25 protein-coding genes and 2 pseudogenes are annotated in these 21,391 nt (G+C 41.5%); 15 read left to right on the top strand and 12 right to left on the bottom strand.

Features of this window, described 5'->3' with window-relative positions; all coding sequences use genetic code 11:
• The first annotated feature begins 15 nt into the window (after positions 1 to 15).
• Entirely contained in the window at positions 16 to 1,809 is a 1,794-nt protein-coding gene (locus RFF05_RS03995) for a VirD4-like conjugal transfer protein, CD1115 family (RefSeq protein ID WP_409970075.1), read from the top strand.
• Positions 1,806 to 2,069, top strand: coding sequence for a helix-turn-helix domain-containing protein (locus tag RFF05_RS03990; RefSeq protein WP_409969117.1), 264 nt, complete (start codon positions 1,806 to 1,808; stop codon positions 2,067 to 2,069). The genes RFF05_RS03995 and RFF05_RS03990 overlap by 4 nt, the downstream gene beginning before the upstream one ends.
• Before the next feature lie 168 nt (positions 2,070 to 2,237).
• Here RFF05_RS03990 and RFF05_RS03985 read toward each other — a convergent pair whose 3' ends face one another.
• The 4 genes from RFF05_RS03985 to RFF05_RS03970 are packed head-to-tail and all read right to left on the bottom strand — an operon-like array spanning position 2,238 to position 5,154.
• Positions 2,238 to 3,347: a sigma-70 family RNA polymerase sigma factor gene (locus tag RFF05_RS03985; RefSeq protein ID WP_409969116.1), complete on the bottom strand. Its 1,110-nt coding sequence runs from the start codon at positions 3,345 to 3,347 to the stop codon at positions 2,238 to 2,240.
• A 40-nt stretch (positions 3,348 to 3,387) separates the two neighbouring features.
• Complete coding sequence (locus RFF05_RS03980; protein WP_409969115.1) at positions 3,388 to 3,762, bottom strand: hypothetical protein; 375 nt, start codon at positions 3,760 to 3,762, stop codon at positions 3,388 to 3,390.
• A 44-nt stretch (positions 3,763 to 3,806) separates the two neighbouring features.
• Positions 3,807 to 4,340: a hypothetical protein gene (locus RFF05_RS03975; RefSeq protein ID WP_409969114.1), complete on the bottom strand. Its 534-nt coding sequence runs from the start codon at positions 4,338 to 4,340 to the stop codon at positions 3,807 to 3,809.
• A 10-nt stretch (positions 4,341 to 4,350) separates the two neighbouring features.
• Positions 4,351 to 5,154 (bottom strand): hypothetical protein, encoded by an 804-nt coding sequence (locus tag RFF05_RS03970; RefSeq protein ID WP_409969113.1) that lies wholly within the window; start codon positions 5,152 to 5,154, stop codon positions 4,351 to 4,353.
• A gap of 331 nt (positions 5,155 to 5,485) precedes the next feature.
• On the opposite strand from RFF05_RS03970, the gene ltrA reads away from it, so the two are divergent.
• On the top strand, positions 5,486 to 7,360 hold the full coding sequence (gene ltrA, locus RFF05_RS03965; RefSeq protein WP_409970074.1) for a group II intron reverse transcriptase/maturase: 1,875 nt from the start codon (positions 5,486 to 5,488) through the stop codon (positions 7,358 to 7,360).
• Positions 7,361 to 7,685: 325 nt separating this feature from the next.
• On the opposite strand, the gene RFF05_RS03960 is transcribed toward ltrA, so the two are convergent.
• Both RFF05_RS03960 and RFF05_RS03955 read right to left on the bottom strand, forming a co-directional pair.
• Positions 7,686 to 8,585, bottom strand: a complete 900-nt coding sequence (locus RFF05_RS03960; protein ID WP_409967433.1) for an IS3 family transposase — start codon at positions 8,583 to 8,585, stop codon at positions 7,686 to 7,688.
• On the bottom strand, positions 8,536 to 8,862 hold the full coding sequence (locus tag RFF05_RS03955) for a transposase (protein ID WP_409967432.1): 327 nt from the start codon (positions 8,860 to 8,862) through the stop codon (positions 8,536 to 8,538). The genes RFF05_RS03960 and RFF05_RS03955 overlap by 50 nt, the downstream gene beginning before the upstream one ends.
• A gap of 165 nt (positions 8,863 to 9,027) precedes the next feature.
• Between RFF05_RS03955 and RFF05_RS03950 the strand changes: the two genes are divergently transcribed.
• The 5 genes from RFF05_RS03950 (at position 9,028) to RFF05_RS03930 (ending at position 11,416) form a co-directional block, all read left to right on the top strand.
• Complete coding sequence (locus tag RFF05_RS03950) at positions 9,028 to 9,840, top strand: hypothetical protein (RefSeq protein WP_409969112.1); 813 nt, start codon at positions 9,028 to 9,030, stop codon at positions 9,838 to 9,840.
• Positions 9,841 to 9,986: 146 nt separating this feature from the next.
• Positions 9,987 to 10,286 (top strand): hypothetical protein, encoded by a 300-nt coding sequence (locus tag RFF05_RS03945; protein WP_409969111.1) that lies wholly within the window; start codon positions 9,987 to 9,989, stop codon positions 10,284 to 10,286.
• Between the two features lie 11 nt (positions 10,287 to 10,297).
• Positions 10,298 to 10,540 carry a hypothetical protein gene (locus RFF05_RS03940; protein WP_409969110.1) on the top strand — a complete coding sequence of 81 codons (243 nt, stop codon included), beginning with the start codon at positions 10,298 to 10,300 and terminating at the stop codon, positions 10,538 to 10,540.
• 101 nt (positions 10,541 to 10,641) lie between these two features.
• A complete protein-coding gene (locus RFF05_RS03935; protein WP_409969109.1) occupies positions 10,642 to 10,998 on the top strand; it encodes a DUF5412 domain-containing protein in 357 nt (118 codons plus the stop codon).
• A 55-nt stretch (positions 10,999 to 11,053) separates the two neighbouring features.
• On the top strand, positions 11,054 to 11,416 hold the full coding sequence (locus RFF05_RS03930) for a hypothetical protein (RefSeq protein WP_409969108.1): 363 nt from the start codon (positions 11,054 to 11,056) through the stop codon (positions 11,414 to 11,416).
• A gap of 279 nt (positions 11,417 to 11,695) precedes the next feature.
• Here the strand turns inward: RFF05_RS03930 and RFF05_RS03925 are convergent, their stop codons facing one another.
• From RFF05_RS03925 to RFF05_RS03905, 5 genes and pseudogenes are all read right to left on the bottom strand, one after another.
• The gene (locus tag RFF05_RS03925; protein WP_409969107.1) at positions 11,696 to 12,382 is read right to left on the bottom strand and encodes a transposase; all 687 of its coding nucleotides are present in this window, start codon (positions 12,380 to 12,382) and stop codon (positions 11,696 to 11,698) included.
• Between the two features lie 160 nt (positions 12,383 to 12,542).
• The gene (istB, locus tag RFF05_RS03920; RefSeq protein WP_409967179.1) at positions 12,543 to 13,295 is read right to left on the bottom strand and encodes an IS21-like element helper ATPase IstB; all 753 of its coding nucleotides are present in this window, start codon (positions 13,293 to 13,295) and stop codon (positions 12,543 to 12,545) included.
• On the bottom strand, positions 13,292 to 14,689 hold the full coding sequence (gene istA, locus RFF05_RS03915; protein ID WP_409967180.1) for an IS21 family transposase: 1,398 nt from the start codon (positions 14,687 to 14,689) through the stop codon (positions 13,292 to 13,294). Before istA ends, istB begins: the two co-directional genes overlap by 4 nt.
• A gap of 119 nt (positions 14,690 to 14,808) precedes the next feature.
• Positions 14,809 to 15,135 (bottom strand): annotated as a pseudogene (locus tag RFF05_RS03910) (transposase zinc-binding domain-containing protein); the annotation flags it as partial.
• Positions 15,128 to 16,030 (bottom strand): tyrosine-type recombinase/integrase, encoded by a 903-nt coding sequence (locus tag RFF05_RS03905; RefSeq protein WP_409969106.1) that lies wholly within the window; start codon positions 16,028 to 16,030, stop codon positions 15,128 to 15,130. The gene RFF05_RS03905 and the pseudogene RFF05_RS03910, both read right to left, overlap by 8 nt.
• A 231-nt stretch (positions 16,031 to 16,261) precedes the next feature.
• Here RFF05_RS03905 and RFF05_RS03900 point away from each other — a divergent pair, with 231 nt between their 5' ends.
• Positions 16,262 to 16,603, top strand: a complete 342-nt coding sequence (locus RFF05_RS03900) for a plasmid mobilization protein (RefSeq protein WP_409969105.1) — start codon at positions 16,262 to 16,264, stop codon at positions 16,601 to 16,603.
• Here the strand turns inward: RFF05_RS03900 and RFF05_RS03895 are convergent.
• Positions 16,598 to 16,903 carry a helix-turn-helix domain-containing protein gene (locus tag RFF05_RS03895; RefSeq protein WP_409969104.1) on the bottom strand — a complete coding sequence of 102 codons (306 nt, stop codon included), beginning with the start codon at positions 16,901 to 16,903 and terminating at the stop codon, positions 16,598 to 16,600. The genes RFF05_RS03900 and RFF05_RS03895 overlap by 6 nt on opposite strands.
• A gap of 113 nt (positions 16,904 to 17,016) precedes the next feature.
• Here RFF05_RS03895 and RFF05_RS03890 point away from each other — a divergent pair, with 113 nt between their 5' ends.
• The 6 genes and pseudogenes from RFF05_RS03890 (at position 17,017) to RFF05_RS03865 (ending at position 21,217) form a co-directional block, all read left to right on the top strand.
• On the top strand, positions 17,017 to 17,466 hold the full coding sequence (locus RFF05_RS03890; protein ID WP_409969103.1) for a hypothetical protein: 450 nt from the start codon (positions 17,017 to 17,019) through the stop codon (positions 17,464 to 17,466).
• A 28-nt stretch (positions 17,467 to 17,494) separates the two neighbouring features.
• Positions 17,495 to 18,877, top strand: coding sequence for a relaxase/mobilization nuclease domain-containing protein (locus RFF05_RS03885; RefSeq protein ID WP_409969102.1), 1,383 nt, complete (start codon positions 17,495 to 17,497; stop codon positions 18,875 to 18,877).
• Positions 18,878 to 19,371: 494 nt separating this feature from the next.
• Positions 19,372 to 19,976 (top strand): annotated as a pseudogene (locus RFF05_RS03880) (recombinase family protein).
• 111 nt (positions 19,977 to 20,087) lie between these two features.
• Positions 20,088 to 20,606, top strand: a complete 519-nt coding sequence (locus RFF05_RS03875; RefSeq protein WP_409969101.1) for a hypothetical protein — start codon at positions 20,088 to 20,090, stop codon at positions 20,604 to 20,606.
• 39 nt (positions 20,607 to 20,645) lie between these two features.
• Entirely contained in the window at positions 20,646 to 20,837 is a 192-nt protein-coding gene (locus tag RFF05_RS03870; RefSeq protein ID WP_409969100.1) for a hypothetical protein, read from the top strand.
• Positions 20,834 to 21,217: a hypothetical protein gene (locus tag RFF05_RS03865; protein WP_409969099.1), complete on the top strand. Its 384-nt coding sequence runs from the start codon at positions 20,834 to 20,836 to the stop codon at positions 21,215 to 21,217. The genes RFF05_RS03870 and RFF05_RS03865 overlap by 4 nt, the downstream gene beginning before the upstream one ends.
• Positions 21,218 to 21,391: the final 174 nt, after the last annotated feature.

Raw genomic sequence — 21,391 nt, 5'->3', positions numbered from 1 at the left:
GCAATCGCTGGCGGTATGTTTGCCGTCATTGGTGGGCTGTCCATGGTTGCCCACTACTACACCCTGGGTGGCATCAAGTCCAAAACTGTGGGCGATGGTCAACACGGCACTGCTCGTTTTGCCACCAAGAAAGAAATCAAAGAAACCTATCATCACATCCCATTCACCCCCAAGGACTGGCGCAAAGGACGAGATCGTCCACCAGTAGACCAGCAGGGCATCATCCTCGGTAGCGTGGGTGCAAAAAATCAAGTTACGGCCTTGGTGGACACCGACGATGTCCACTGCCTCATGATTGGCGCATCGGGCGTGGGCAAGACGGCCTACTTCCTGTACCCCAATCTGGAGTATGCCTGTGCCACTGGCATGAGCTTCCTCACCACAGACACCAAAGGCGACTTGTACCGCAACTACGGTGCCATCGCCAAGGAGGACTACGGCTACAACGTGGCGGTTATTGACCTGCGCAACCCCACTCGCTCCGACGGCAACAACCTTCTCCATCTGGTCAATCACTACATGGACATCTGCCACAAAGAGCCAGAGAATTTGGCGGCAAAGGCCAAGGCTGAGAAGTACGCAAAAATCATATCCAAGACCATCATCAACTCTGGGGGCGAAAACTTTGGTCAAAACCAATTCTTCTACGACTCTGCCGAAGGGCTACTCACTGCCGTGATTTTGATGGTGGCAGAGTATTTGCCACCTACCGAGGGGGACGGCAAGAAACAGGACTGTCGCCACATCATTTCCGTGTTCAAGATGGTGCAAGATTTACTGGCACCCAGTAAGGTGAAGGACAAGAGCCAGTTCCAAGTGCTGATGGACAGGCTTCCCCCAGACCACAAAGCCAAATGGTTTGCCGGGGCAGCCTTAAACTCCGCCGAGGCGGCCATGATGTCTGTCCTGTCCACAGTGCTGTCTCGGCTTAATTCCTTTCTGGACTCTGAGCTGGAGCAGATACTGTGCTTCGACACCGCCATCGATGCGGAGCGGTTCTGCAAGGAGAAATCAGCTGTGTTCATCGTGCTACCCGAAGAAGATTCCACAAAATATTTCATGGTCAATCTGATGATTCAACAGCTCTACCGAGAAATCCTTGCGGTGGCTGACGAGAACGGTGGCAAGCTGGAAAACCGTGTGGTGTTCTACTGTGATGAGCTGGGCACACTGCCAGCCATCGAGTCGCTGGAGCTGATATTCTCCGCCAGCCGTTCCAGACGGCTCACCATGGTACCCATCATCCAGTCCTTCGGTCAGCTCCAGAAAAACTATGGGCAAGAAGGCTCGGAAATCATCGTGGACAACTGCCAAGATACCATCTTCGGTGGTTTCGCCCCCAACAGCAAGACTGCCGAGGTGCTCTCTGGTGCCATGGGCAGTCGGACGGTCATGAGCGGCACCATCAACCGTGGCAAAAATGACCCCAGCCAGACTCTACAGATGATGGATCGTCCGCTGATGACACCCGACGAATTGAAGTCCATCCCCAAGGGCAATTTTATTGTCATGAAAACTGGCACCCATCCCATGCGCACCAAGCTTCGTCTGTTCTTCGACTGGGGCATCACCTTTGACAAGATTTATACCATCAAGGAACAGGCACAGCGAAAGGTTATCTATGCCGACAAGGAGGTCTTGGAAAACAATATTGTAGAAAAGCATCGCAAGAAACCCCAATCCTTCGTGGTGGACGAGTCCACTGGCGAAGTGGTGGGCAATGACACCAATATTGGCAATGGGGCTGTCCAAAGTATGGTGGATCATAGCAAGCCCAAACTCTCTCCGAAACGTGGGGTGAGTACATGAGTTATTTTAGCCACATCTACAACGCATCCCCAGAGGAACTGCCCTCCCGCGGAAGGACGGTGTACCTCTACCTCAAAGACCGTGCAGGGGCTGGAAATGACTGTTGGCCAGCAGTCAAAACCATCGCCTCTGACTTGAATTTATCTCGTAGCACCGTCAAGCGAGCCTTGCAGGATTTGGTAAAAGTCGACCTTATTGCCAAGGTGCCACGGTATCGAGAAAACGGTAGCAACACCAGCAATCTACTTGTGCTGAAATAGCAAAAATGCAAACAGACATAGCCTCCCACCAAGGGGGTGCTATGTCTGTTTGGTGGACCGAGGTGGGGTTCATGAAGAACCACCCAGAACAACTCACTCTAGGAATTTATCACAGAGAAAGAACAATTGGGTATAGCAGAAATTGCGATAGTAATGATTGCTTTAAGATTAATAGTAGTCAACTAGTCGTTTGCTGCGAACAGAATGACCAAGCTTACGAATTGCTTTGAACTCGATTTGTCTAACTCGTTCTCGAGTCACCCCATATATATCTCCGATTTCCTCAAGTGTCTTTTCCTCAATATCATCTAATCCAAATCTTTTTTTGAGTACATCGCTTTCTTTTTCGCTTAAATCGTTCAAAACAGAATTAATAGTGGCGCGTAAGTCTTTGAAGTTAATACTGGAGTCAATTTCGTCATCTAAGGCATATGCTAACTGAGGGTATTTTTCAGGTTCAGTTTCCATATTTTCTAAAATCACATCGATTGATAGTGGTGACGAACAAGCCATTAATGTATCCGCAGCTTGTTCAGCGGTATTCCCGAGTTTTTCCATGGCACGTGTCATGAATGTTTTGCACCGATGTAATTTTTCGCAGTGTTCACAGCAACGAGATTTTATCTCGGGATAAAGCGAATAGTAATCTTCTTTTTTGTGTGCAGGGAAATAAATATCTGGGTTTTGTGTTGCTTGCTCTCTAGATATATTTTGAACAATCCACAAGGACGCATAAGAACCAAATGCTCCATTGCTATCTGGGTTATATTTATCAGCGGCAATTATTAACCCAATACAAGCAAGGTCCACTGCATCTACAATGTCCATATCATATTGCTCAGTGCGGTTTAATGCAATCTTTAAAGCAAGACGCAAATGCATCTCTATCATGCGTTGACGAGCATACATATTGCCTTCCGCTACTTGATATTTTAATTGTGAGATTTCCTTATACTGTGGCGGCCTTATGCGTCGGATTGCTTCAACAAACTGTTCTAGCGATGGACTTAATTCTACTACTTTGCGAAATACATTTTCATAATCAATTTGCGCGTAATCTTCATAATCATCTATTGCCGTACTTGGAGTCAACGATGGTGCTTCATCATAAACTAGGATTCCCCTTGTTGTAATTTCACTAGATAACCAATCTACGGAGGATATGGGAAGATTTCCAGCATCTGCACTAGCCATTATATCATCAAAGGTAATATAACCCTGCTTTTCAGATAACTCAAGCAAAAGTGCAAATGCTTTTTGTTCTTCGATCTTCGCCATACTCCATCACTTCCAATCACATTTAATATTTAACCTTATTCTATCGAATACGGTGCGGAATAGATTGATACAAAAGTAAACCAGCTGATTTATTAGCCTCTTCAAGCAGAGTGCGATATGTAGATCTATCAGTCTGATAAAGTTCAACAATATCATTAAACAATTTGTTTGCGTGAGATAAGCCACGCTCACCGTTAGAATAAATGAACTTCAGCGAATCCATTTGCATTCTAATTCCATTAACATTCCGAAAGTTATCATTTACAAGCAATCCATTTATAGATGCTCTTTGTCGTAATACCGCAGAAATATATTCAAATGCTTCGCCCCTAGTAAGGAGATTTTCTTCTACACTCAAAAATGTATCAAGTAGAATAGCTGCTTCGTATTTATCCCATGGAATTCGTTCGTTCACAAGGTTTCACTTCTTTCGGGTTGATGTACAAAGGACAATGCTTTTTAGTTTGCACATAAACTAAGAATATCGGCATTGATGACTTCAGCATTAAAGCGCTCTTCAAATTCCTCAACAAATTCATAAAGCTTCATGATATATTCATTAGCATCGGTGGCACCCTCTATCAGCTTTTCATATAGCACATCAACACCACCACGCACATATGAATTAAAGCGTTCTTCGTCACTAGGGTCATCACCCATATGACGGAATGCTTTATCAATACGTTTCTGCAAATCCGCCTCATGTTTTGAGTCTAGTAGCATAATCAATCTGAAATTGAACATTAGTTCCTCTTGGGAGTAAATCACCCTATCACCCATAACATTCTGATTATACACTTGATTTGTTTCTGGATTTTTGGTATCATCTGCTGCGGCTAATCTGCCATATAAGAATCCGACCAGTGGAGCGTTGGCATAAACATCTACATTACGTTCAAACATTTTAGCTGTACTAGAGTTATCGAACGCACTTGTTAGCTGATCTACACGCAAGGCATGTCTACCTTTGAAACGATATTGTTTATCAAACATAATAACCCTCCTACACTAATGCTGTTTCGAATTCATTCTTTTTATCGAAAGAATATCTACTACCAATTTTATCACCCATATAGCCTTCAGCTAGTTCACCGTCTGTGTCTTTAATGAAAATTATTACTTGTTCAGCTGTGCTAGGCAGTGCTTCACATACTGTTTTAATTCTGCGTTTATCAAATGCTGAGAGAGGGGCATCCATTACAAGAGGATATGGTTCTGATGAGAGTAGCTTTGCATTTTCATCGGTAGCAGCTTGATTTTCTCTTGCCATCTTAATAATAGCAGTAATAAATGCAAAGATAACAGAAATGCTTTGAGCCGTAGATGTTTCAACATCTCCATCATAATCAGTAACGGCAACGGAAATTCGATATTTTTCATCGATGGTCAAATAAAGTCCACCCTCATAAATTTGAATGAAAATATCATTAATAGTTTTTTCAAGTCTTTTCCGAATTTCTGTTTCGTTTGTATCGTAGGACTCTTTGAGTTCAGCATAGACACGTTCAGCATAAGCTTTATATATTTCTATTTTTTTATTTTTGTCATCTAGCAAGGTTAAATTGCGCCGTTCAGTATCTGCACGTTCTAAATCACTTTCTAGTCTGCCACGCTGACTGAATTTCTGGTCACGCTCCGTGCGAGCCTTACGAATGATTTCATCACAACGCTTAATCTCACTATTTATAACACGTACTTTCTCACGCACGTCTCCGCCACTCAGCTTAGACTCAATTTTGCTCAATTCATCCGTCCATTCGGCAATATCGTCATCCTGTTCGCTGATGATGGCTAAGTTATCCGTCATGCTAGAATATGTATCCCGAGTAACTCCTGCTCGACGACGAGCTTCTTTTTTGAAATCTGAAATAGTTGTGCTAAAAGTAAGCACCTAAGGGTATATGCAGAGATAAGATGATTGAAACGTGGAAAGTAAAGGGGCTTTTCCCAAAATTTGAAAAGTCAACATATGAATTCATAAGTATGTGAACCCTTTGCGAGAGTGATGGCACGACCTGAGAAGTTCTTGTAATGAGAATGGAGGAACAGCCATTAGTCGATTATTATGATTTAAGAATAGAAAAGTAAACATTCACAGCTTCGAGTATGACAAAGAAAATCAAATCTGAAAGGAGATGATGCCTGTGACACAAGAGAAGCAACGAAAACACAAGAAAATACGGCATATAGAATATTATGATTTACAAGGAACGTTTGATAAATTGTATGCAGATAGCAAGCAAAATAAAGTTTTCTCCAAATTAATACCAATTGTAACCAGTAAAGAAAACATACTATTGGCATATCGAAATATTAAACGTAACAGTGGTAGTAATACTTATGGGGTAGATAAAATGACCATCAAAGACATTGAAAAAATTGATGAGGAAAAGTTTATTGAAATCATAAGAAAGAAATTTGAGTGTTATAGACCTAAAGCAGTTAGACGTGTAGAAATTCCAAAACCGAATGGTAAAACTAGACCACTAGGCATACCCGCCATGTGGGATAGAATTGTACAACAATGTTTGTTACAAGTACTTGAACCAATATGCGAAGCTAAGTTTCATGAACGAAGCAATGGATTTAGACCTAATCGAGGAGCCGAACATGCTATTGCACAAAGCTATGTCATGATACAAAAGAATAACCTTCATTTTGTTGTAGATGTAGATATTAAAGGCTTCTTTGATAATGTTAACCATGCAAAGCTCATTAAGCAAATGTGGCAAATGGGAATTAGAGATAAAAAGTTGCTTTGTATCGTGAAAGAAATGCTGAAAGCACCTATTAAATTGCCAAGTGGTAAAGTGATTTACCCTACGATGGGGACACCACAGGGTGGACTGTTATCACCGCTACTATCCAACATTGTCTTAAATGAATTGGATTGGTGGGTAGCTAGTCAATGGGAAAAGATGCCTGCACATACAGTACCAGATTATCCCAATAATAAAGGGGTTATGAATCGTGGTAACGCTTATCGTGCTTTTAGACGTGGAAAGTTAAAAGAGATGCATATTGTAAGGTATGCTGATGACTTTAAGATTTTCTGTCGCAACAAAAACGATGCAAACAAAACTTTCTTTGCTGTAAAAACATGGCTTGCCGAAAGGCTCAAGCTTGAAATTAGCGAAGAAAAATCAAAAGTTGTCAATTTGAAAAATTGTTATTCGGAATTTTTAGGGTTTAAACTCAAGGCAGTAGAAAAAGGTAATTCTTATGTAGTTAAGTCACACATGTGTGATAAAGCAATAAATAAAAGTAGGGATAGGCTTAAAACTTTGGTTATTAGGATGTCACATGCCAAAGATAATTCTGAAGAAGCGATGTTTGTAAATCTCTACAATGCTTCAGTATCTGGCTTGCATAATTATTATAAAATTGCTACACATATAAATTTGGATTGTGCAGAAATATCTCGTGTAATGATTGCAGTACACAAAAATAGGCTTAGGAAAAGAATTACCAAACAAGGTGATTTATATGGATTTCGATATATTAAAAGTCAATACGGGAAAAGTGCACAGATTAGATTTGTAGGAGACAAGCCTTTAATACCTGTCGGTTATGTGCAACATAAAAATCCAATGTGGAAAAAGAGGTCAATTAACAAATATACCCCTGACGGAAGAGAAGAAATTCATAAAAAACTGCAAATCAATACAAAAATATTGCACGCTTTAATGAGGGCGAATGACGGGAATAGAAGTGTTGAGTATATGGATAATAGACTTTCATTATATTCAGCACAACATGGAAAATGTAGTGTGAGTGGTAAAATGCTAGAACTAAAGGAAATTCATTGCCACCACAAGAAACCTAAACACTTAGGTGGAACAGACAAATACAGAAACCTTGCTATCGTTCATCATATAGTCCATAAATTAATACATGCAACTACAAAAGAGACCATTCAAAACTGCCTAACACAACTGCAATTAACAAATATTCAGTTACAAAAACTAAACAATTTGCGAAAAGAAGCCGACCTTTTTGAAATTGTAATTTAATCGTTGCTCGAAAGAGTGTAAGTTTACTTTAACTAAAACAACATAATAATCGATGGAACGCCGTGTGCGGTGAAAGTCGCATGCACGGTGTGAACGGGGGGAAAAGATGGAGATTATATAATGGTCCCCCTGTCAAGACCACTTCCTCAAAATTTATCGTGAACACAACAACCTATTTTGCTTCCTGAGCCAAGCCTGGTTGTGGTTACCTCCAGGGTAGCCGCCCGAAGGGTTGCCTTGACCGACTGGGTCAGGCTGGTACAATGGGAAAGGCGAGGGGAACGGCCTCCGCCTACAACCCACGACCTCCCGTCGCCACCAGTCCTCAACCAGCCTGTGCCAGACTGTCAAGGTGGTTGGTTGGCGTTGTGAAGGCTGCCCCATACACGGCCTCTGGAGTCTGATTTCCCAGTGCTTGATGGGGTCTGAAGGTGTTGTACTGCTTGATATAATTTCCAATTCCACGGCGCAATACCCTAGGATTTTGATACTCGTTGAGGTAAATTTCCTCGGTTTTCAGGCTACGGAACCACCGCTCAATCATGATATTATCCGCCCAACGGGACTTACCATCCATGCTTTGGACAATGTGATTTGCCTTCAAAAACCCCTTATATTGGGAGCTTGTGAACTGACATCCTTGGTCAGAATTGAGAAAAGCGGGGGTGCCGTGGCTAGAAATTGCGCGCTGGACAGCGGCGATGACGTTATCTGTGTCCAGCGTATCGGACAGACTCCAGCCCACAATCAGACGGCTATACCAGTCGATAATCGCCGTCAAATACATGTGCCCGTGGTGCATTTTGATGTAAGTGATGTCGATTGACCACACTTGATTCGGGAACGAGACAACCTTATTTCTCAGCAAATATGGTACGATAGACTCTTTAAAGTTGCGTTTTGAGAGATTTGCCTTGGGATAGAGAGCATGAATTCCCATCTCGCACATCAGTCGCCTAACCAGCTTGCGACCCACAAAAATCTGGTCGGTGGCCAGCTTGGTCACCAGCTTTCGAGAGCCGATGTAGGGCATTTGGGTGTGCCAGTAGTCGATGCGTGCCATGATGTGCTCCCGCCAGCGCTTGGCCTCCTGGTCGACCTCCACAGGCTGGTAGTAGACCTGCCCTCGGGGCAGACCCAGCAGCTCACATTGACGGCGGATGGACAGGTCTGCGTCAGTCCTGAGGGAACTTGGGGACGGGGATGCCGCAGTCCCGAAAGGCACCCTGAATAAAGTCTCGCTCCAGTGTCAATTGGCCGATGGTGCGGAGCATCTGCTCCTTCTCTTTTTTCAGGGCAACCTCCTTCCGATGTGCTTCTTTGACCTGCTTTTTCTCATCGAAAACCTGACTGGCATTGGATATAAATTCCTTCTTCCAGTTGCGAATCATGTTGGGATTAACCCCCTGCTCGGCAGCGATAACGTTTAATTCCTTCTCACCCTGGAGGACTTCTAGGACGATCTTGGCCTTATATTCGGCGCTGTAACTGCTTCGTGGCATGATATGTTCTCCTCTCGTTTATCGTTTTTGATATTGTATCACGTTCACGATAATTTTTCGAGTGCTGGTTTGGTTTCTAGGGTCCATTATATTATATCAAAGTTTTACCTATCCGTATTCGGTCAGATATTTACCAGTAAATCTCCCGCACGTTCTGCCGATGACGTGGACGCAACGGCACTTTCCTATGCTGAGGTCAAGGCTTTAGCCACAGGTGATCCAAGATTTAAGGAAAAAATGGACTTAGACATTCAAGTTGCAAAGCTGAAACTCATGCGTACAAACCATAATAGTATCCGTTATGAAATGGAGGATAAATCCATCAAGTTTTATCCTATCGAAATCAAAAAGACAGAAGAACGTATTGACGGACTACTGGTAGATAATAAGGCTGTACAGGCTCACCCAGTAAGCGAAGATGCCTTTACTATCAAGATTAAGGATAAAGTCTATACGGATAAAAAGGAGGCAGGTGAGGCGATTATAGAGGTGTGCAAGAGTATTGCAAGTCCAGAGGATAAACTAGAGTTTGGCGAGTACCGTGGCTTTCCTATGGTGATGTCTATTGACAGCGGTAAATTTGTTGTTGCAATGAAAAACACCCTCACCCACAGAGCAGAATTGGAAAATAACATCACAGGTAACATCACCCGTATTAACAATGCTCTTGAAAGTATCCCAAAACGTGTAGAAGATTTAACCGAGAGATTGCACCAGTTAAACGGTGAAATGGAAGCAGCAAGGTTTGAAGCCGATACCCCTTTCCCAAAAGAAGAAGAATATATCACCAAAAGCCAAAGGCTTTTAGAACTCAATACTGAACTGGATAATGAACAAGAACAGGAGGAAGAAATTGTAGATGATGAAATGACAGAGCAATCACAAGAAAAATCCTCTGTATTAAAGGCTTTAAAATCCATTGGGCAAGAGCCTGTTGTTATCGGGCAATCAGTTCAAAAGGCTGTACCAGAGAGATAACAGACTTGAATTTTGGGGAATGAGGACTTATGTTATCATTCCCCATTTTTCTTTTTGTAAATGTACGAAAAAGATTTACTTTAACACTTTAATGTGATATAGTATACTTGAGAAGTAATATATAAAACGATTAGGAGGATAAAAAGATGTTAAATTTACTGAGAATTTTACTGAAAGTTGCGATGTTTCCTGTTATAATGGTATTGTCTTTTATATCGGCTATACTGCGACTGCTCACTATTATCAGTGGTACGCTGTTAAATATGCTAAGTATGCTACTGGCTGTAATTTTCACAATACTGCTTGTTATGGGCGAAGTGCATTTTCCATCAATACTAATTGGATATGCTATCTGTTTTGTTTTTAGTGAATTTGGCATCTTTGCCATTGCCCACCTTATCTTAGACGGTGTGGACGGACTGACCATACGATTAAGAGAAATTTAGGAGAACTTAAAATGGTAAACATCAGCATAGAAAAATTTGCAACTGCTACAATAAAAAACAATCCCAATCAGTATCAAAAGGCTGACCTTATTCGTGCTTTAACCGATGCACTGAAGGCAAAACAAAATGGTGCAAAGTGTATGATTTGTGGCAGTCCTATTTGGGCGGCAGGCAGTGGCATCACAGGTACATATATGTGCTTTACTTGCACCACAGGTGAAGCTGATGATAGCGAAGATTACGAGATATGCTAATTGTAGCATATTAGATGTAGACAGAGGTTATTTGGCTAACCTCGAAAGAGAGAAACCACGGTTTATGACGTGCAATTTATATTAGTTTGAGGAGGAGTTATATGAAAAAATTCAAGATAGTATTAGTGATTCTTATAACCGTTATAGGTTTGCTTGGGTTTGGAATTTACAGTGCATTTTTTACAATACAAAATATTGAAGGTCAAGAAATACTTGGTGTAAGCGAATCTCTTGATGGAACATATAGCTTATCAATGTATCTTAACAATGGTGGAGCTACAACATCTTATGCAGTATTAGGTACTCTTAAAAATAACGAAACAGGAAAAGAAAAAAACATTTATTGGCAGTATAAATGTGAACAAGCTACTGTTGAATGGATAGATGATACAACGGTTGAGATAAATGGTATAGTGTTAGATATTACAACAGATGTTTATGACTATAGAAATAAATAAACAGAATGAGCGTAATGGATACATGAAATTTATATAATGAAAGGTAATAAAAAACATGACGAATAAATGGATTATCAGCATACTTTTACTTATTGGATATAGTATACCTTTTGCTTTTTTGGCTATGATTGGCGATGTTCTTTGGTGGAATATGTGGTTTTATTTAGTGATGATTATTGGGTTTGCACTATTATGTTTTGGAGCTATAAAAACAAAGCAATATGCAATGGTTTTTTTAGGAAATATCATAAGTTGTATATCCTCTTACTTGTGCATACAGCAGTTTCAAACAGAAAAATGGAGTTGGTATTTTAAACCACTCACAGCTAATATGCTTATGCTTGTAATTTCTGTGATTGTAACATTATTGCAAGTAATGTTTGTATTTCAAGCATATAAGAAATATCGTGCAAAATGAGTAGCAAGTTATCCGAGCATGGGCGCAAAAAGATGGGCGGTATAGCTTGCGCTACATCGCCCATGGTTGGATAACTGTCATTGAACGAAACTGCGGTAGGATTGCTGGTGGCTATGGGGAAAGCATCCGTTCTCTTTTCATAAAATTAGAACTTCCATCGCTTGAAAATGGCAGACAATAGGATGTTAACGTCAAAAATCACGCTAAATTCCGCAAAATAGCTATAGCAAAGCTAGCCTGCCCTGAAGCAGACTTTTTTTAGCTGTTCAATTGCTGGATTTATGGTGGCGACAGCCCCAGTTGTTGTAGGCCATCAAAACCACAGCAGGGGCATTGACTGGGTTTTCTGCCCAAGATTTTCGCTAAAATCTCCATGGTGCTCCGCCTTTTTGGCAGGTTTTTGGTATGGGTCAGCTGTTGGCAACGCTTCAATTTCATCTGCTTGCCACGACTGGATAAAAATCCAAAGTGGCGAATTTTCATAAACCCCTGAGGCAAAACGTGCATCAGCAGTCGGCGGATGAACTCCATGGCGGTCAAAGTCATGGTTTTCCAACGGCTGCCATCCTTGTAATCTCGCCATTTGAAGGTCACATTGCCGTCCTCTAGCTTCAAAATACGGTGGTTGGAAATGGCCACACGGTGGGTGTATCTTCCGAGATATTCCACCACACTGGCCGCCGTTTTGAAGGGTGGCTTGCAGTACACCACCCACTCCTTTTGGTAGCAAGTATTCAATAAATTCTGGTCAATATCGGTAAATTCCTGCTTCAAAAGTGCCAGAAACTTTCCTCTAAATTTCCGAGAAAGAACCTTCACAGGCAGAAAAAATTTCTGCCGTGAGGCCTGCCAATGTCCTGTTTTGCTCAGCCCACCAGCTGGAACAATACAGTGGATGTGGGGGTGAAAGCTGAGATTTTGCCCCCAAGTGTGGAGCACAGCCGTCAGTCCGATTTCTGCGCCCAAATACTTTTTATCCCGTGACAACTCCTGCAAAGTCTGGGCTACGCAGCGAAATAACAGGTTGTAGCACTGCCTTTGATTTGTATAAACGTCAACCAAAAAGTGAGCCGCTCGCTCATGAAAAAGTGAGCCACTTGCGCTCATGAAAAAGTGAGCCACTCGCTCACGAATATTCAGCCATTGCCAGGGTCTGCTTCAAACGAAAAGAATCACCATTCATATCAAGCACATGGGACTGGAAGGTCAGCCTGTCAATGAGAGCCGCCACCATGGTGGTGTTTTCAAATAGCTCTGGCCATCTGGAGAACGGCAGATTCGTTGTCACAATGGTACTGCGTTTCTCGCTACGGTCAGAGATGACTTTAAACAGCAGTTCAGATTGGTGGCGGTTAAAGCTGAGGTAACTCAGCTCGTCCAAGATGAGCAAATCAGCACGGGCTAGATTGCGCTCCAACTTGCCCAAAGAGTAGTTGTCTCGGGCCTCACACAGCTCCGTAGAGAGTGTTGCGGCGTTCTTAAACAGAACGCTGTGGCCCGCGTAGCAGGCCTTCAGCCCCAGTGCAATGGACAAGTGGGTCTTGCCTCGGCCGGGATTGCCAATCATCACCACGTTTTGCCGTCTGTTCACAAAATCACAGGAGGCTAGTTCCTGCAAAAATATTGGCGAAACCGCTTCGTTGAGTTGGGTCATATCAAACTCGTCCAATGTTTTCAAATACGGAAAATTTGCCGCTTTAAGCCGCTTTTTCATTTGATTTTCTTGCCTAGAAGCCAATTCGGCCTGCATCAATTCCAATAGTAAATCAGCAAAAGTGGCACTGGAATCCACCTGTCTGAGCACTTGCTGGTAGTCAGCAAACATAGGCAGACGCAGCTGCTTTGCGTATAATTTCACCTGTTCCTCCGTCACATTCATACTCTCACACCTCCAAAAAGAACGTCATAGCCTGCCAAATTCACGTTTTGGACAACCACAGTGTCTGCAATTTTAGGGGGCGGTGGCGTGACCACGGAGACGCCTTGCATCACGGTGTCAAACCCCTCATCAAGACAGCGATATAGCAATTCCACAATCTGTTTTGGCTTCAAATTTTGCTTCTGCAACCACGCTAAAAACACTGGTGGAACGGTGTCACGCACTGGCTTTGCTTGGAAGATAGCACGGCCTTTTCGTTCCAAAAGCGGCAAGTAATGCTGTAAATCATACACGTTTTGCTTGTGCCCAAGGCAGCGTGGATGGGTGGCAATCAGCTTGTTTTGGCTGTAGATTTCCACCTGTTCAGGCAGTGCTTTTACCGTCACTTCTTTGCCACAATAGGTCACAGGCACGGAATAGTTATTGGTGTCGAAGCGCACGGTACTAAATCGGTCTACTCGCCCGTGGGCACGTTTGGCAGGGTCAAAACGGTAGATGGGCAAGGGATTGAGTGCAGCTTTTTCCACTTCGAATTCTTCCCTAACAGTGCCGTTTTTGCCACGAATGGTGTGTTTTAGGTACTGTTCACAACGCTTTTGTAGCAAATCGTTCAGCTCGTCCATGCTGTCCACTTTGGGTAGTGGCACGCAGAAATTGCGTCGTGAGAAGCCTACCAAACCCTCTACTAGCCCTTTTTCATTGCCAGAGGCAGGATTGCAGAATACAGTCTCAAAACCGTAGTGCGCTGCCAACATAGCATAGCTGTCCTGCGTTTTGGCGTGGGCGCCAAATCCGTCTTTTACGGCAATTTTGGCGTTGTCAAAGATGACACGCCGTGGCGCGCCGCCGAAGTAGTCAAAGGTGCGCACCTGTGCCTCTAAAAAGCTCTCGCTGTTTTGTCTGCGGTAGGCCACCACAAATGGGGCGTCGCTGTAGCAAAGGCGTGCGCAGAAAATATTGACTTTCGTTTTCACATCAGCCAACCGAATGGTTGCCTCACCCCAGTCCACTTGCACTGCATCCCCAGGGTCAAAGGCCAGTGGCACGAAGGCCTCAGGCGTACTGCCACGCAGTTCTTGGACATAGCGTCGCACGGTGGATTCGCCACCTGTAAAACTCTGCTCTTCCACTAGACGGTCGTAGATCCGCTTGGCGGTGTGAGATTGCTTCTTGAGACGATTTTCCTCATCCTCATCCAAGCATTGCTGGATGAAGTTCTTTACGCCCTCCGTGAGCACGCTGGTTGGGCGCTGATACTCCTTGCGCACCCACGGCACGGCTTCACCCTCCCAGTACTTTTTCACCGTATTGCGAGAGATGCCCAGTTGGACTGCAATGCTCCGCTGGCTACGCCCCTGCTGGCGTAATTGTCGCACTTCTTTGTAAATGTTCACTGTGATTACCACCTTTATTTTCCCCCGTTCCTAGCTTACTGCTAGTATACAGGGTTATTTCAAGTGGCTCAAATTTTCATGAGCGAAAGGGGGCTAGGTGGCTCACTTTTATATTAGCATTTATAATTTGCATAAATATGAGGGTTTAACTCGTGAGGTAGGGTGAATACCACATGAAAATAGCCCGTATTCAACAGATCTGTTTTCCGTGCATCAATCCACTTTTCCTTGCTCAAGGTTTGGCATTTGGGGCAGTGACGGTTACGGCAGGAGTTGTACGACGGCCTGTCTGTACCGCAGGCTGGGCAGTGGTCGAGGTGTCCGCCCAGCCTTGCGGTGCGACAATTCTGGATGGCATTCATGGCCTTGTGCTGGACGGTGGATAACCTGTGGGTTTAACGAAATTCCTCCCCATGCAGGGCGAAAATATCCTGTACCTCAACCATTTTGCGGCACCACTTTGCCCTTGGCTTTCCGTTTTTCCTCCTTTTCCATCAGCTTATCCAATGGACTTTTGGTCTTCATCACATCGGTCATGGCAATGCGCAGATACCGCATGGTCGTCCAGAGGGTAGCGTGTCCTAGAATTTTCTGAATGAAAAAGACGTTGACACCATCCTCCATCTGGTGGGTGGCATAGCTGTGGCGGAGGGTGTGGACGGTGCCATAGGTTTTGATGCGACCACGTTGGTGATACTTTTTGAAGGCATCTTGAATGGCGCGCTCGGAAATGCAATCGTCCCCTTTGGTGTTGAGAAACAGCCATCCTTCTGGATGATTGGGGCGAAAACGGGCGAAATATGTTCTCAAATCCACCAAAGAGGATTGGCCCAACGGCACCCAGCGGTCTTTTTGCCCCTTGCCTTGGTTGACAAAGAGTCGCATTTGCTCGCTGTCGATGTCTTGGATGCGCAAATGGCGCACTTCTGACAGGCGTAGACCACAGCCATATAGGACTGAGAAAATGGCCTTGTACCGCAAATCGTCATCTATGGCTTCTAAAAACCAGAGGATTTCCTGTCTTGTGAAGGCGGTAGGTACTTTTATGGGGTCTTTCTTTCGTGGTAAACGACGGTAGCAGAGGGTTTGCTCCAGTGTCACTTCAAAGAAAAATCGCAGGGCGCTGTTGTGGATGTTGATGGTGGATGGCGCCAGAGTTTTTTCTCTATCCAGAAATTCCAGATAATTGCGAAAATCCTGCTCACAAATAGTTTCAATTGGTTTTTGCGTATGTTTCAAAAATCGTTTGGCCTTGGAGGAATACTCCTTCACCGTGTGCTCGCTCATCCCCCGCAGGCGGATGTCTGCTTCCAGCTTTGCAATGGCTTGTTCGTGGGTCATTGTGGTTATCTCCTTTACAATTCAGATGCCTTTCGGCTATCTTTATTGTAAAATAGAAGGAGAAATTTTCAAATCACGGATGCCACTGCGTAGCAGTTTTGTTCTATGAGCATACCTAGAACATCGCACAAATAGATAAGTGCAAACAAAATCTGAATAACACAACCCATACAGGCACTGATTGACTTTAAAAGTCGGTTAGTGCTTTTTCTATTGCAACAGGAGGAAGTTATGGAAAGACGAACAAGGAATATACATCTGCATTTTATGGTAGATGAAAAAGAACGAGAGGTTATTACTCAAAAAATGTCGATGGTCGGCACGGATAATATCGGTGCTTATCTTCGTAGAATGGCTATCTATGGGTATATGCTCGAGGTGGATATGAACCCCTTAAACAGCCTTACAACCGAGTTGTCACGCATAGGTAATAACATCAATCAGCTTAGTAAGCGTGCCAATGAAACTGGAAATATCTATATTGATGACATAGAAAAAATAGCCCAAGATGTCAGTAACATCAAAGGCTATTTAAGAGAGTTTACAAATCATTTGCTTGATGATGGTTTATGATATGCTTTTTAACATATTCAGAAAACTTTCTTTTTGCTCAAGAGATAGCTTACTCCATCTCTGTAACAATTCAATATCTTCGGAATTGAGTGACACTAAATCATTATCATTGGCAAAAAATTGAGATAAGGTTATACCAAATGCAGTGCATAATTTTTCTATGGTTGCGACAGTAGGCACATTATTTCTCTGAAAAATATTTTTAATGGTGGATTGAGAAAGGTTTGCATTTTTAGCCAATCTGTATTCTGTCCAACTACGTTCTTCCATGAGCGATTTTACTTTTTGAAGTACATCCATAATACATTCCTCCTTAATACTATTTTACATTTCAAATGGGTCTTAAAATAGTATTAAGAAGTATTGAGTTTATATCCTAAAAGGACTATAATTTATTTTAGGAGGATTTGATTATGAAAACAATATGCACTTTTTTCGGACACAGAAACACAAACGAAATCATTTTTAATGACCTATATGATGCAGTAAAACACACGATTTTAGAAGATGGTGTTACAACATTCTATGTAGGTGGATATGGCAGTTTTGATGGTATGTCAGCTCGTGCGGTACGTCAAGCAAAAAAGGAGTTTGAGGGACTGGAACTCTATCTAGTTCTAGCCTATCTGCCCACAGAGAAAGATGAATACATAGAGCGGAATTTTGACGGAACAATCTATGCAGAAGGACTTGAAACTGTACCACAACGATTTGCAATCAGTCACAGAAACAGGTGGATGGTACAGCAATCAGATGTGGTTATTGGTTGTATCTCTAAGTCCTACGGTGGAGCGTACACTGCTTTTCATTATGCAGAAAATCAAGGTAAAAAAACAATCAATTTAAAAGAAAATCGGAGGTGATTTTATAGCAACAACACGCATAACTCCTATGCACCACAACCGAGGTGTGAGCCTTGGTCAGTGTATCAAAGACCGTACAGATTATGCCAAAAATCCTAATAAAACCAATGAGGGTGAACACATTACAACCTATATGTGTGATACTGATTTAGTAGACAGTCAGTTTCTTTTGTCCAAGAAACTATATGAGCAAAAAACGGGCAGAACACAAAAAAGTAATATCATTATGTACGAGGTCAGACAGTCCTTTAAACCAAATGAAATCACACCCGAACTTGCTAATAAAATCGGATATGAATTGGCAGAAAAAATCACAAAAGGCAACCATGCTTTTATTGTCTGCACCCATGTAGACAAGGCACATATTCATACGCACATTCGGTGGAACTCTACATCTTTGGATTGTAAAAAGAAGTGGCGAAACTTCTTTAATTCCACCCGTGCAGTCAGAAAAATAAGCGATCTGCTTTGCCTTAAATATGGCTTGTCTATCGTGGAAAACCCAAAAGAAAAATCAAAGCATTATGGGAAGTGGTTGGACGAAGAAAAGCCACCTACTCTATCTGATAAATTAAGGCAAACTATTGATGAAGTGATTACAAATAAACCTGTCAACTTCGATGATTTTTTAAAGGAAATGCAAAGGAAAGACTATGAAATCAGACATGGTAAACACCTTGCATTTAAGAGTAAAGAACAGAAAAAATTTATTCGTTTGCGTTCTTTGGGTGACGAGTACCAAGAGGACTATATCCGTGAAGTTATTGACGGTAAAAAGACCCATACCCCACCTAAAAAGAAAACACGGAGGAACGATAAAAAGGTTAATCTTTTGATAGATTTGCAGTCGGCAATCACAGCAAAAAAAGGTGTAGGATATGAGCGATGGGCAAAGACGTTTAATATCAAGCAGCTTGCCAAAACTATGAACTATCTCACCGAAAATAACCTACTAAATTATGAGGACTTAAAGGTGAAATCTGATGCCGTGAACAGTGCGTTTTCTGTACTATCTAAAGCGTTAAAAGATACTGAAAAGCGATTGACCCTAAACAGTATTTTACAGAAAAATATTATTCAATTTGCAAAAACAAAAGCCGTCTATGAGGACTATAAGAAGTCAGGGTATTCTCCTAAATTCAAAGAGGAAAACATTACGGAAATACTGCTCCACCAAGGGGCGAAAAATCACTTTAAGGAACTTGGTTTATCTAAGCTACCTACAATGGCAGAATTAAAAAACGAATATAAGGAACTCTTTGCAAAAAAGAAAAAAATCCATGCAGAGTATAACCATATCAAGACAGAACAGCAAGAGATTTCAAATGCAAAAGCCAATGTGGATCACCTATTAAATATCCAAAATAAAGAGCAAGAACAAACTCAAAAGAGAGAGAAAACCTCTCGATAAAACTGAGCATAGCGAGGTGATGCACTGTCTGAAAGACAGTATAAAACCCACATCAAAATTGATGTGGGTTTGTGGGGATTGGGGATACTCCCCAACAAGCTGTAAAATCCGAGTGTGTCGGAGTTTGCATTGCTTGCTACAATTATTGGGGTTAAATAATAGCGACAGCTTCCCCACCTCATATGTGGTGAATTTACATTGGTCAGAACTATAGCCATTATAGATACTGTTTTATTCTTATATCAACAAAAGTGATGAGTTGAAAATAAGTAAAGCGGTCACAAAACAAGAGCAGGAGCGATAAGCTTCTGCTCTTGTTTTGTTAATTGAAAGAAATATAGAAAATACAGTTGTATATCACCCAAAGAATATAATGGGCTTGCGAGAACTAAGAAAATAATGAAAAATGAAGAAGGCAACCCAAATTAAAAAGAGCAGGAGCGATAAGCTTCTGCTCTTTTTGCTGTAAAATTATAGATATAGGAGGGATTAAGATGAATATTTACGGATATGTACGTGTTTCAAGCATAGACCAAAATGAAGATAGACAAATGAATGCATTTAAAGATGTGGAGGTATCACAAAATAATGTGTTTATGGATAAACAAAGCGGAAAGGATTTTAATCGTGCAGGATATAAAAAATTGCTGAAAAAACTAAAAAAGGAGATTTGTTATATGTTCTAAGCATCGATAGGCTCGGAAGAAACTACGAGGAGATACAATCGCAGTGGAGAGTGCTTACCAAGGATATTGGAATTGATATATGCGTGATTGATATGCCACTTCTTGACACAAGAAATGGTAAAGACCTTATGGGGACATTTATTGCCGACCTTGTACTGCAAATTTTATCTTTCGTTGCACAGAGCGAACGTGAAAATATTAAGAAACGCCAAGCAGAAGGCATTGCTGCTGCGAAATCAAGAGGTGTTAAGTTTGGTAGACCAGAAAAAATTGTTCCCGATGAGTTTGTAAAACTTGTGAAAGATTGGGAACAAAAAAGGCTCCCGTTGTCGGAAGTCTTAGGAAAATGTGATATGAGTGAAGCTACTTTTTATCGTAGACTTCGAGAATTTAGGTTTATAAATAAAAAATAGCTGTCAAATGGTACACCTTTTGATAATTCTATATTGATATACAGCAAGCTATTTATTGCCTATGCCCATTAACAAGTTATTGGTAAATTTATTCAAATATCGTGGAAAATCTTGACTTTTGTTGGATTTTACAGTATTATTATATACATTACAAATAAAATTGTTTTTTCACGCACAGAACCAAAGGTTAATTTGGTGGGTCAGAAGTTTGGAAAACTTCTAGTAGAGAAATATTGTAGAACAGACCCAGAAGCTTTATGGGAATGTACTTGCGATTGTGGAAATACCGTTGTGGTTCGTCATAATAGCCTAACCAGTGGAAAAACAAAAAGTTGTGGCTGTTTACAAGATGAAGTGAGAAGAAAAAATTTTGAAAACAGTATCCATTTTGTTGATGGTACTTGTATTGAAAGAATAGCTGCGAAACGTACAGCAAAAAACAATACCAGTGGTTTTCGAGGTGTATCCATGCGAGAAAATGGAAGCTATCGAGTTGGTATCACCTTTAAAGGCAAACGATATGAACTGGGAACTTATAAAACTCTTGAAGAAGCCATTGAAGCTAGACTTGCTGGAGAGATTATGTTTGATGAATTTGTAGACAGCTTTAGAAAAAGCATTGCAAAATAGCAATATTCGTAAATCAAAAAAGAAAGGAAACGTGGAAAGATGAATTGCATTAAAAAAGTAGAAATTAAAATATCTTACACGGAAAATCTTCAACAAGAACCAACCGAAGTAGTTGCGTATGAGGAGCAAATGATATATGCTCGCACTCTTTTTGATTTAAGGCTAAAAATGCAAGAACAAACAAAGTCGGATAACGAAATATCAACGATACAAAAGGTGGTGAGAGAATGAATATTTTAATGATAGGCTTAGATGATGGTGACAAAGTCATTGATATGATGAAAAAAACAGTCGATGAGGATATGAACTTCACCATTGCAGACTCCATAGTAAATGCACCGAGTTTAATAGAAGAAAAAGCAATAGATTTGTTTTTATGTGATTTGAAATATAAAGATGAAGAAGTAATTGGTCTTATTAAAAATATCGGAGATTTTTTTGCAAATCCAATAAGAGGTGTGTTCATTCATAGTTCTGAAAACTACCCTATTGCCATTGTTGGTATCAACAGTTCCATTATTGTGGATTATATTGTACGACCTTATGATGAAAATAGGTTTGTGGAAATGTGGGATAGACGTAAGAAATATAAGTTTTTCTTATCTGGCTGATACCACAGAGATAGAAAACATTTAAATTAGATGCGATACAGATTACAACAACACCAAAAAAATGCTGTAATCTTTGCATATAGCAAAATATATTGGTGAAAAAACAAGTGATATTTTTGCTTATGTATTTTGATGATGAAACAAATGGAAGGAGCGTGAAATTGCAAAACGATT

This window comes from Bengtsoniella intestinalis, from assembly GCF_039719005.1.
Classification (GTDB): Bacteria; Bacillota; Clostridia; order Oscillospirales; family Oscillospiraceae; genus Oscillibacter; species Oscillibacter intestinalis.
This window is presented reverse-complemented; position numbering and strand designations above follow the sequence as displayed.

Coding starts and splice junctions, on each gene's coding strand:
- istB (WP_409967179.1), bottom strand. CDS start 13,295: ATGAATGTGACGGAGGAACAGGTGAAATTATACGCAAAGCAGCTGCGT.
- RFF05_RS03870 (WP_409969100.1), top strand. CDS start 20,646: ATGAATTGCATTAAAAAAGTAGAAATTAAAATATCTTACACGGAAAAT.
- RFF05_RS03955 (WP_409967432.1), bottom strand. CDS start 8,862: ATGCCACGAAGCAGTTACAGCGCCGAATATAAGGCCAAGATCGTCCTA.
- RFF05_RS03885 (WP_409969102.1), top strand. CDS start 17,495: ATGCACCACAACCGAGGTGTGAGCCTTGGTCAGTGTATCAAAGACCGT.
- RFF05_RS03935 (WP_409969109.1), top strand. CDS start 10,642: ATGAAAAAATTCAAGATAGTATTAGTGATTCTTATAACCGTTATAGGT.
- RFF05_RS03865 (WP_409969099.1), top strand. CDS start 20,834: ATGAATATTTTAATGATAGGCTTAGATGATGGTGACAAAGTCATTGAT.
- RFF05_RS03905 (WP_409969106.1), bottom strand. CDS start 16,030: ATGACCCACGAACAAGCCATTGCAAAGCTGGAAGCAGACATCCGCCTG.
- RFF05_RS03945 (WP_409969111.1), top strand. CDS start 9,987: ATGTTAAATTTACTGAGAATTTTACTGAAAGTTGCGATGTTTCCTGTT.
- RFF05_RS03890 (WP_409969103.1), top strand. CDS start 17,017: ATGAAAACAATATGCACTTTTTTCGGACACAGAAACACAAACGAAATC.
- RFF05_RS03895 (WP_409969104.1), bottom strand. CDS start 16,903: ATGGATGTACTTCAAAAAGTAAAATCGCTCATGGAAGAACGTAGTTGG.
- RFF05_RS03995 (WP_409970075.1), top strand. CDS start 16: ATGTTTGCCGTCATTGGTGGGCTGTCCATGGTTGCCCACTACTACACC.
- RFF05_RS03990 (WP_409969117.1), top strand. CDS start 1,806: ATGAGTTATTTTAGCCACATCTACAACGCATCCCCAGAGGAACTGCCC.
- RFF05_RS03985 (WP_409969116.1), bottom strand. CDS start 3,347: ATGGCGAAGATCGAAGAACAAAAAGCATTTGCACTTTTGCTTGAGTTA.
- RFF05_RS03940 (WP_409969110.1), top strand. CDS start 10,298: ATGGTAAACATCAGCATAGAAAAATTTGCAACTGCTACAATAAAAAAC.
- ltrA (WP_409970074.1), top strand. CDS start 5,486: ATGCCTGTGACACAAGAGAAGCAACGAAAACACAAGAAAATACGGCAT.
- RFF05_RS03975 (WP_409969114.1), bottom strand. CDS start 4,340: ATGTTTGATAAACAATATCGTTTCAAAGGTAGACATGCCTTGCGTGTA.
- RFF05_RS03930 (WP_409969108.1), top strand. CDS start 11,054: ATGACGAATAAATGGATTATCAGCATACTTTTACTTATTGGATATAGT.
- RFF05_RS03970 (WP_409969113.1), bottom strand. CDS start 5,154: ATGACGGATAACTTAGCCATCATCAGCGAACAGGATGACGATATTGCC.
- RFF05_RS03900 (WP_409969105.1), top strand. CDS start 16,262: ATGGAAAGACGAACAAGGAATATACATCTGCATTTTATGGTAGATGAA.